The organism is Azospirillum sp. UFLA03-27 (assembly GCF_059803775.1).
Genome location: NZ_JAUQTX010000270.1, coordinates 1 through 8,612, shown reverse-complemented (window position 1 = coordinate 8,612; position 8,612 = coordinate 1). Strand labels below are relative to the sequence as shown.

Annotated in this window: 8 protein-coding genes; 5 read left to right on the top strand and 3 right to left on the bottom strand. The window is 69.2% G+C overall.

The annotated features are described in order from the left end of the window. Positions 1-129 precede the first annotated feature (129 nt). On the bottom strand, positions 130-2,403 hold the full coding sequence (locus Q4I23_RS27510; protein WP_237904322.1) for a GNVR domain-containing protein: 2,274 nt from the start codon (positions 2,401-2,403) through the stop codon (positions 130-132). Between the two features lie 227 nt (positions 2,404-2,630). Here Q4I23_RS27510 and Q4I23_RS27505 point away from each other — a divergent pair, with 227 nt between their 5' ends. Continuing rightward, on the top strand, positions 2,631-3,323 hold the full coding sequence (locus tag Q4I23_RS27505; RefSeq protein WP_498528319.1) for a Crp/Fnr family transcriptional regulator: 693 nt from the start codon (positions 2,631-2,633) through the stop codon (positions 3,321-3,323). Positions 3,324-3,400: 77 nt separating this feature from the next. Continuing rightward, positions 3,401-3,592: a YgaP family membrane protein gene (locus Q4I23_RS27500; protein ID WP_145625410.1), complete on the top strand. Its 192-nt coding sequence runs from the start codon at positions 3,401-3,403 to the stop codon at positions 3,590-3,592. A gap of 79 nt (positions 3,593-3,671) precedes the next feature. Here Q4I23_RS27500 and Q4I23_RS27495 read toward each other — a convergent pair whose 3' ends face one another. Further along, positions 3,672-4,256, bottom strand: a complete 585-nt coding sequence (locus Q4I23_RS27495) for an ActR/PrrA/RegA family redox response regulator transcription factor (RefSeq protein WP_014239303.1) — start codon at positions 4,254-4,256, stop codon at positions 3,672-3,674. Between the two features lie 14 nt (positions 4,257-4,270). Continuing rightward, positions 4,271-5,602: an ActS/PrrB/RegB family redox-sensitive histidine kinase gene (locus Q4I23_RS27490; protein ID WP_454020507.1), complete on the bottom strand. Its 1,332-nt coding sequence runs from the start codon at positions 5,600-5,602 to the stop codon at positions 4,271-4,273. Between the two features lie 107 nt (positions 5,603-5,709). On the opposite strand from Q4I23_RS27490, the gene Q4I23_RS27485 reads away from it, so the two are divergent. From Q4I23_RS27485 to Q4I23_RS27475, 3 genes are all read left to right on the top strand, one after another. After that, complete coding sequence (locus Q4I23_RS27485; RefSeq protein ID WP_454020508.1) at positions 5,710-6,510, top strand: ABC transporter ATP-binding protein; 801 nt, start codon at positions 5,710-5,712, stop codon at positions 6,508-6,510. Continuing rightward, positions 6,497-7,333 carry an ABC transporter permease gene (locus tag Q4I23_RS27480; protein ID WP_498528318.1) on the top strand — a complete coding sequence of 279 codons (837 nt, stop codon included), beginning with the start codon at positions 6,497-6,499 and terminating at the stop codon, positions 7,331-7,333. Before Q4I23_RS27485 ends, Q4I23_RS27480 begins: the two co-directional genes overlap by 14 nt. A gap of 80 nt (positions 7,334-7,413) precedes the next feature. Beyond that, the gene (locus tag Q4I23_RS27475; RefSeq protein WP_498528317.1) at positions 7,414-8,541 is read left to right on the top strand and encodes a UDP-3-O-(3-hydroxymyristoyl)glucosamine N-acyltransferase; all 1,128 of its coding nucleotides are present in this window, start codon (positions 7,414-7,416) and stop codon (positions 8,539-8,541) included. Positions 8,542-8,612: the final 71 nt, after the last annotated feature.

The following is an 8,612-nucleotide window of genomic DNA, read 5'->3' as shown; positions in this document are numbered from 1 at the left end:
CGATAGCTGTTATAGTCTCGTGGGCTCGGAGATGTGTATAAGAGACAGGCGCAGGAGAGGGCTTTTCTCCTCCCCCGGGGGGAGGTCGGGAGGGCGGCTCGACGCCGTCGCTTTTCTCCAACGCCGCCGTCAGTTCGCGTAGTAGCGGCGGTAGCCGTGGTAGCGCCCGCTGTCCGGGAACTCGTACTGGGCGTGGCGGCGGATATCGACCTGCGAGAACAGGACGCCGACGACCTCGCCGCCCGCCTCGACGATCTCCTTCAGCCCGGCCATGGCGGTCTCCCGCTTGGTCTTGCCCCAATGCACGATGAAGACCGTCTGGTCGGCCAGCGCCGCCAGCAGCTTGCCCTCCGACACCGCCAGCACCGGCGGGCTGTCCAGGATCACCCGGTCATATTCGAGCGCCAGCCGTGAGATGAGCTGGTGCATCCGGCTGGAGCCCAGCATGTCCTGCGGCAGGGCGGAGCCGCGGCCCGACGCGATGAAATGCAGGCCGGTGCGCGGGTCGGTCTGGATCACCTCGTTCGGCGCGCATTCGCCGGACAGCACCTCGTACAGGCCGTGCCGGTTCTCCAGCCCCAGCATCGGGTGCAGCCCCTTGCGGCGCATGTCGCAGTCCAGGATGATCGTCTTCTGGCCGGCGTTGGCGCAGATGCGGGCGAAGGCCGCGGCGATCGAACTCTTGCCCTCGCCGGGGACGGAGGAGCTGAACAGGATCACCCGCTGGTGGCCGTCCGGGTTGGCGAGCAGCAGCGTGGTGCGCAGGTTCTGCATCGCCTCGGCGAAGGCCGACATCGGCTTGTCGATGGCGTAGGCGGCGGGCGACGTGCCGCGGCGGCGACGCCCGATGGCCGGGACGATGCCCAGCGAGCGCACGCCGGTCGCCGATTCGAATTGGTGCGGGCTGCGGAAACCGCGCTCCGACTGCTCGCGCAGCATCGCCAGCAGCACGCCCAGCGTGGCCGAGGCGACCAGGGCCAGCAGGACGATCATCTTCTTGTTGGGCTGCGACGGGTTCAGGGGGATCGCCGCCTCCGACACGATGCGGGCATCGGGCTGCTGGATCTCGGTCTGGCCGGCGATCTCCTGGAAGCGCGTCAGCATCGCCTCGTACATGGTCTGCGAGGTCTCGGCGTCGCGCTCCAGCGTGCGCAGGGTCACGTTGGATTCCTGCTGCTGGTTGCGCTGGGCCTGGAGCTGGTCGAGGTTGGTCTTCAGGGCGGCCTCGCGTCCCCGCTCGACCTCCACCTCGTTGCTCAGGTTCTGGACGATGCGGCCCACGTCGGCCTTGATCTGGCCCTGCAGGTCGCGCAGCTCGCTCTGCAGCGCGGTCAGCGTCGGGTGGCGGGCACCGTACTTGTTGGCGGCGTCGGCGATCTTGCGCTGAAGCTCGACCTCCTGCTGGCGCAGCGCCTGGATCAGGGGGGAGCCGAGCACGTCGCCGATGGCCGACACGCCGCGCGGGCTCTGCGCCAGGGTGGTCACCTCGCGCAGCTTGGCCTCCGCCTCCTGCCGCTTGGTGCGGGCCAGGACGTAGCTGGTGTTCAGCTCGGCCAACTGCTGGGCGATCAGGGTGGTTTCGCCGTTGGCGTTGGTCAGGCCGCTTTCGGCGCGGTACTTCTCCGCCGCCTCGCCGGTCGTCTTGGCCTCGCGCCGCAGCTCGGTGATGCGCTCCTCCAGCCAGGCCGTGGCGCGCTTGGCCGCCTTGAACTTCTCGTCGAGCTGGTCGACGAGGTACATCTCGCCGATGGTGTTGGCGATGAGCGAGGCCTTGCGCGGGTCCTCGCTGTCGAAATCTACGGCGATGACGTAGGACCGGCCCTGCGGGCGCACCGCCAGATTTTCAATGAAGCTGTTGACGACCGAGGTCCGCTCGTTGGCCGTCTTCTCCTCCGGGCTCAGCGCGATCTCGGGCCGGTCGCCGCGGGCGCTGTTCCACCAGGAGTCCGGCACTAGGTTCTTCGGGTTCAGGTAGTAGAACCAGTTGGTCTGCTCGGGCCGCAGCGCCGCGTTGAACTCCGGATCGTTCATCAGGCCGAGCTTGTCCACCACCTTCTCCGCGAAGGCGGGGGATTTCAGGATCGCCACCTCGCTCTGCAGGGCCCCCAGCTCGGTCGAGAGGCCGGAGACGACCTCCTGGTAGTTCATCACTTGGTTCTTGCGGTGCTCCACCATGATCAGGGTCTGGGCGGTGTAGAGCGGCGTCATGCGCAGGGCGACGAGACCCGCGATGCCCGTCCCCAGCACGATCACCGTCCCGATCAGCAGCTTGTGGCGCAGCAGCATGCCGGTGGTGCGGCGCACCGCGCTGGCCGCCGCGGTCGACAGGTCGAACGAGACCGGTGCCGAAACCGGTGCCGCCTGCCGCCGCTGGGGTTGATCCTGAATGTCCTGGGTGGCCAAAGCGGGTTCCTCCTCGCATGCCGAACGGCACCCCGTTCGGGGCGTTACGATTGCCTAGAACGCCATCGACCGTCCGGCCGTTTCATGCTGCCCGGAGGGCATATGGTGGGGAAGACACGCTCATTGGGTACCCTCCCCGGAGACGCCATTGGGTGGACCGGTCCTTTGGGTGGACCGGGGAAGCCCCTTCGCGGATAATGGTCATGGTCGATCGAAGGGGACCGGGCATGCTGCCGCAACATGTTGGAAAGATTGACGCCGACTGGGCGGGCGCGTTCCCGGCGCTGTCCGCCCTGGAACCCGACGCGCGAGCCCTTCTGCGCGCACAGGGGGGGCGGATGGCGGTGCCGCGCGGTACGGTGCTGTTCCGCATCGGCAGCCTGTGCCACAATTTTCTCATGCTGCTGGACGGCACGGTGCGGGTCCAGATGACCGCCGAAACCGGGCGGGAGATCGTCCTCTACCGCGTCGGGGCGGGCGAGACCTGCATCCTGACCACCGCCTGCCTGATGACGCGCGCCGACTACAGCGCCGAAGGGGTGGCGGAGACCGATCTGGAGGCCATCGCGCTCGGGGCCGGCGCCTTCCATGAACTGCTGGCGCGCTCCGCAGTGTTCCGCGATTTCGTCTTCGCCTCCTTCGGCACGCGGCTGCTCGGCATGATGATGCTGGTGGAGGAGGTGGCCTTCGGGCGCATCGACCTGCGGCTGGCCCGTTTCCTGGTCGATCACCGCGACGCGCGCGGCGGGCTGGACACCACCCATCAGACGCTGGCGGTCGAGCTGGGCACGGCACGCGAGGTGGTCAGCCGCCAGTTGAAGGAGTTCGAGCGGCGCGGCTTGGTGGAGTTGTCGCGCGGCCGCGTCGCGGTGCGCGATCCCGACGCGCTGCTGGCGCTGGAGCGCACGGACGGCGTGTGACGGAGTCACAGACCGGCGGGCGGAAAGGGGCTTGGATGGGCGCACAAACCGCCCACACCGCTCCATAAGGTGCAACCATGCCCGTCAACGTCGGCACCATCGACCGCGCGCTGCGCGCCATCGTCGGCCTCGTCCTGATCGCCCTCGTCTTCGTCGGCCCGCAGACCCCCTGGGGCTGGATCGGCCTCGTCCCGCTGCTGACCGCGGTGGTCGGCTTCTGCCCGGCCTACACCCTGTTCGGTGTCAGGACCTGCTCCGTCAGGAAGTGAACCGCCGCGCGGCAAAGAAAAAGGCCCCTCTCCGCAAGGACAGGGGCCTCTTTTCGTTTACGGTCCAGCGAGGGGGGCGTCACCCCCGAGGGGCGTGCTTGTTCAGGATGCGCTGCAGGGTGCGGCGGTGCATCTTCAGCCGGCGGGCGGTTTCGGAGACGTTGCGGTCGCACTGCTCGAACACGCGCTGGATGTGCTCCCACCGCACGCGGTCGGCGGACATCGGGTTTTCCGGCGGGGAGGGCAACGGGCGGCCGTCGGCCAGCAGGGCGGATTCCACGGCGTCGGCGTCCGCCGGCTTCGGCAGATAGTCCACCGCGCCGGCCTTCACCGCGGCGACCGCCGTGGCGATGTTGCCATAGCCGGTCAGCATGACGATGCGGGCGTCGGGGCGGGCGTCGCGCAGGGTCTTGACCACGTCCAGGCCGCTGCCGTCGGCCAGCCGCAGGTCGACCACCGCGAAGGCCGGCGCCGATTCCTGGGCGACGTCGATGCCGAGCTGCACGCTGTCCACGGCCACCACGTTGAAACCGCGCTTTTCCATGGCGCGCGCGAGGCGGGTTCGGAACGGCGCGTCGTCGTCGACGATGAGGAGGCTGCGGGTAACGTCACCCGTGAACGTCAGCTTGGCGGTTTCGCCCGTTGGACTCTCGTCCGTGGTCATCGCGCTATCCACCACTAGTCCTCTGGTTCTAAGACACCACGGTCCCAACGTACGACAACTCGCGCGCCGCCGCTACGGTTATTGCTAAAGGCTACAAGGGCACCCGTTTTCTCTAGCAGCGTTTGTGCAATAAAGATTCCCAGCCCCATATGGCCCGACCGCTCGCTTCTTGCGGACAGGTAGGGCTCGCCGATGCGGCTCAGCAGATGGGCGGGATAGCCCGGCCCGTCGTCCATCACCACCACCGTCGCGGACCGGGCATCCCAGGAGGCGGCGACCGTCACCCGCCCATCGGCGAATTGGTGGGCGTTCTGGATGAAGTTGCCCAGGCCGTGGATGATCTCCGGGCTGCGGCGGACGATCGGCTCCTCCCCCACGGAGCCGTCGCTGCGCTCGACCGTGAACTGGATGTGGCCCAGCCGGTGCGGCGCGCCCGCCGCCTCCACCAGCGCGGTCAGCGGCAGCCGCTCGAACGGGTCGCCGCCGTCGGCCTCCGGCTTGCGGGCCAGCTCCGCCAGGATCTCGCGGCAGCGCATCACCTGGCTTTGCAGCAGGGAGACGTCCTCGGTGTAGGGGCTGTCCGGCGGCATGTCGTGCAGAAGCTCCTTCGCCACCACCGCGATGGTGCCGAGCGGCGACCCCAGTTCGTGCGCCGCGGCGGCGGCCAGCGCGCCCAGCGAGGACAGCCGCTGCTCGCGGGCCAGCGCCACCTGCGAGGCCGACAGGGCGTTGGCGAAGCGCCGCGCCTCCTCGGCCACACGGAAGACGTAGCCGCTGATGAAGCCGGCCGACACCGACAGCGACAGCCAGATGCCGAAGGCGTAGAGCGGAGCGACCGAGGGCATCGGCTCCGGCCAGGGCAGCGGGAAGTGCCACATCGCCAGCACGGTCAGGCAGACGAGGTTGAGCCCGGTCAGCAGAACCACGCTGTAGCGCGACAGGATCGCCGCGGCCACCGTCATCGGGGCGAGCAGCAGGATGGCGAAGGGGTTGGCGAGGCCGCCGGTCAGATAAAGGAGCAGCGTGAGCTGCAGCATGTCGTAGCCGAGATAGAGCGCCGCGTCCCGGTCGGCCAGCCGCAGCCGCCCGCCGCGCTGGGCCATCGCCACGAGGTTCAGCAGGACCGAGGCCCCGATGGCCGCCAGCACCGGCCCCAGCGGCAGCGGGAAGCCCATGACGAGCTGCACCGTCGCCACGGTGGCGAGTTGCCCGATCACGGCGATCCAGCGGATCAGGATCAGGGTGCGCAGCGTGACGCGTCCGTCCAGGTTGGTCCACTGCGCCGGACCCGGCCGGCCGGCCTGGGTCATGGCGTGGCGAAGGGAAGCAGCGGCGGTTGCGGACATGAACGGACTTTCCGGCAGGGCCGCTCTTCCCGCGGCGTCACATCGAATGGCTGGGTGCTGTTTTGCCACTCTGGCGTTTGCACGCCAAGCGGCCATATTCTCCGCCTATGGATCAATGCGCAAAACAGCACGCCATCCGGGCCGTGAATCTGACCAAACGCTACGGCACCGCCCGGTCCGGCGAGGTCACTGCCGTGGACGGCATCTCCTTCACCGTTGCGGCGGGGTCGGTCACCGGGCTTCTCGGCGGCAACGGGGCCGGCAAGACGACGACCATCTCCATGCTGCTCGGGCTGCTGCTGCCGACCTCCGGCACGGTGGAGGTGCTGGGGGTGGACATGGTGCGCCACCGCCACGCGGCGCTGCCCCGCATGAACTTCTCCTCGCCCTATGTGGAGCTGCCGCACCGGCTGACCGTGCGGGAGAACCTGACCGTCTACGGCCACCTCTACGGCCTGAAGGGGGTGAAGCGGCGGGTGGAGGAGCTGGCCGAGCATCTGGAGCTGACCCGCTTCCTGGAGCGCCCCTCCGGCGGGCTGTCGGCCGGGCAGAAGACGCGGGTGGCGCTGGCCAAGGCGCTGCTCAACCGGCCGGAGCTTCTGCTGCTGGACGAACCGACCGCCTCGCTCGACCCCGACACGGCGGACTGGATCCGTACCTATCTGGAGCGCTACCGCCTGGAGTCCGGGGCCACCATCCTGCTCGCCTCCCACAACATGATGGAGGTGGAGCGGATGTGCGACGACGTGCTGATGATGCGCCAGGGGCGGATCGTCGACCGCGGGTCGCCGTCGGGGCTGCTGGCCCGCTATGGCCGGACCTCGCTGGAGGACGTGTTCCTCGACATCGCCCGCGACCGCGCCGGCGCGGAGAACGCCAGCCGGGAGGCCGCCGATGCTGCCGAGTGACGCCGCTGCGATGGTTCACCCGAATCCGGCCTTCTCGCTGCGCCGGGTCGGGGCGATGGTGCTGCGCTACTGGTATCTGCTGCGTGGCTCCTGGCCGCGCTTCCTGGAGCTGGCCTATTGGCCGACCATGCAGATGATCCTGTGGGGCTACATCAACCAGTTCATGGCCTCCTCCAGCGCCTGGGTGGCGCAGGGGGCGGGGGTGTTGGTCAGCGCGGTGCTGCTGTGGGACGTGCTGTTCCGCGGCCAGCTCGGCGTGTCGGTGTCCTTCCTGGAGGAGATGTGGTCGCGCAACCTCGGCCACCTCTTCGTCAGCCCGTTGCGCCCCGGCGAATGGGTGGCGGCGCTGTTCGGGATGAGCCTGATCCGCACCGTCATCGGCGTCGTCCCGGCGGCGCTGCTGGCGATTCCGCTGTTCGGCTATTCGCTGTTCGACCTCGGGCTGCCGCTGGCCGGCTTCTTCGCCAACCTGATCGTCTTCGGCTGGTCGCTGGGGCTGGTCATCGTGGCGCTGATCCTGCGCTACGGCATGGGGGCGGAAGGGCTGGCCTGGATCGTCGTCTTCATGCTGGCCCCGGTCAGCGCCGTCTACTACCCGGTCAGCGTGCTGCCGGGCTGGCTGCAATGGGTGGCCCTGTCGCTGCCCTCCGCCCACGTCTTCGAGGGGATGCGCGCCATCCTGTTCGACGGCACCATGCGCTGGGACCATCTGGCCTGGGCGGTGGGGCTGAACGTGCTGTTCATGGGGCTGTGCAGCGCTGCCTTCCTCTATTCCTTCCATCAGGCGCGGGTGCGCGGGGCGCTGCTGCAAACGGGGGAATGACAAAAAGTGCTGGGCCTCGCCAGCACCGGCCCGCCGTGCTAGCGTCCCGGCCTCTTCGGACCGACAGCCAGAGCGCCGCCATGACTCCCGTTTCCCCCGCCGCCCCGGTCACCCTCGCCGAGATCGCCGCCGCCCTGGGCGCGGCGCTGGAGGGCGACGGCACCCTGCAAATCTCCCGCGCCGTCCACCCGTCGGAGGCCGAGGGGCCGGAGGATCTGGCGCTCGCCATGGAAAAGGGCCTGACGGAGCTGCTGGCCAACGGCAAGGCCGTCGCCGCCGTGATCGCGGAAGGGGCGGAGGTGCCGGCCAACCTCAAGGGCTGGATCGTCGTCAAGCGCCCGCGCTTTGCCATGGCCGGTCTGACCACCGTCTTCGAAAAGCCTGTCCATGCCGAGCCGGGTGTCCACCCCGCCGCTTTCGTGGCGCCGGAGGCCATCCTGGGCGCGGGCGTGTCGGTCGGTCCCTTCGCCTATGTCGGGCCGAAGGCGGTGCTGGGCGAGGGCGTGATCGTCATGCCGCACGCCACGGTCGGGGCGGAGGCGGTGATCGGCAAGGATTGCCTGCTGCACCCCGGCGCCCGCATCGGCGAGCGGGTGGTGATGGGCGAGCGCTGCATCATCCATCCCAACGCCGCGGTCGGCAACGACGGCTTCAGCTTCGTGACGCCGGAGCCGGGCAGCGTCGAATCGGCCAAGGCGACGGGTCGGGTGGTCGGCACCAACGTGCTGATCCACCGGGTGAACTCCATCGGCACGGTGATCCTGGGCGACGACGTGGAGATCGGGGCCAACGCCACCATCGACCGCGGCACCATCACGGCGACCCGCATCGGCTCCGGCACCAAGATCGACAACCTCGTGCAGATCGGCCACAACGTGCAGATCGGCACCAACTGCATGCTGTGCGGCCATGTCGGCATCGCCGGCAGCACGACCATCGGCGACCGCGTGGTGCTGGCCGGCAAGGTCGGCGTGGCCGACCATGTGAAGATCGGCAACGACGCGGTGGTGGCGGCGAATTCCGGCGTGGGGACGGACATCCCGGCGAAGGCCGTCTACATGGGCTACCCGGCGGTGCCGCGCGACCGCGCCTTCGACCAGTACAAGGGGCTGGCCCGGCTGAAGCGGATGCACGCGGACGTGACCGACCTGAAGAAGCGGGTCGGGGCGCTGGATGGCGGTGGGAAGCCGGCGGTCGAGGAGAAGTGAGGGGGCGTTTTCCCCCACCCTGACCCTCCCCCGCTGGGCGGGGGAGGGAAGGGGTCCATGCGCAGCATGGG

What these genes read in the sequence shown, in the direction of transcription:
- Q4I23_RS27505 (WP_498528319.1), top strand. Translation starts at nt 2,631, where the DNA reads ATGCTGCCGCAACATGTTGGAAAGATTGACGCCGACTGGGCGGGCGCG.
- Q4I23_RS27500 (WP_145625410.1), top strand. Translation starts at nt 3,401, where the DNA reads ATGCCCGTCAACGTCGGCACCATCGACCGCGCGCTGCGCGCCATCGTC.
- Q4I23_RS27495 (WP_014239303.1), bottom strand. Translation starts at nt 4,256, where the DNA reads ATGACCACGGACGAGAGTCCAACGGGCGAAACCGCCAAGCTGACGTTC.
- Q4I23_RS27490 (WP_454020507.1), bottom strand. Translation starts at nt 5,602, where the DNA reads ATGTCCGCAACCGCCGCTGCTTCCCTTCGCCACGCCATGACCCAGGCC.
- Q4I23_RS27485 (WP_454020508.1), top strand. Translation starts at nt 5,710, where the DNA reads ATGGATCAATGCGCAAAACAGCACGCCATCCGGGCCGTGAATCTGACC.
- Q4I23_RS27480 (WP_498528318.1), top strand. Translation starts at nt 6,497, where the DNA reads ATGCTGCCGAGTGACGCCGCTGCGATGGTTCACCCGAATCCGGCCTTC.
- Q4I23_RS27475 (WP_498528317.1), top strand. Translation starts at nt 7,414, where the DNA reads ATGACTCCCGTTTCCCCCGCCGCCCCGGTCACCCTCGCCGAGATCGCC.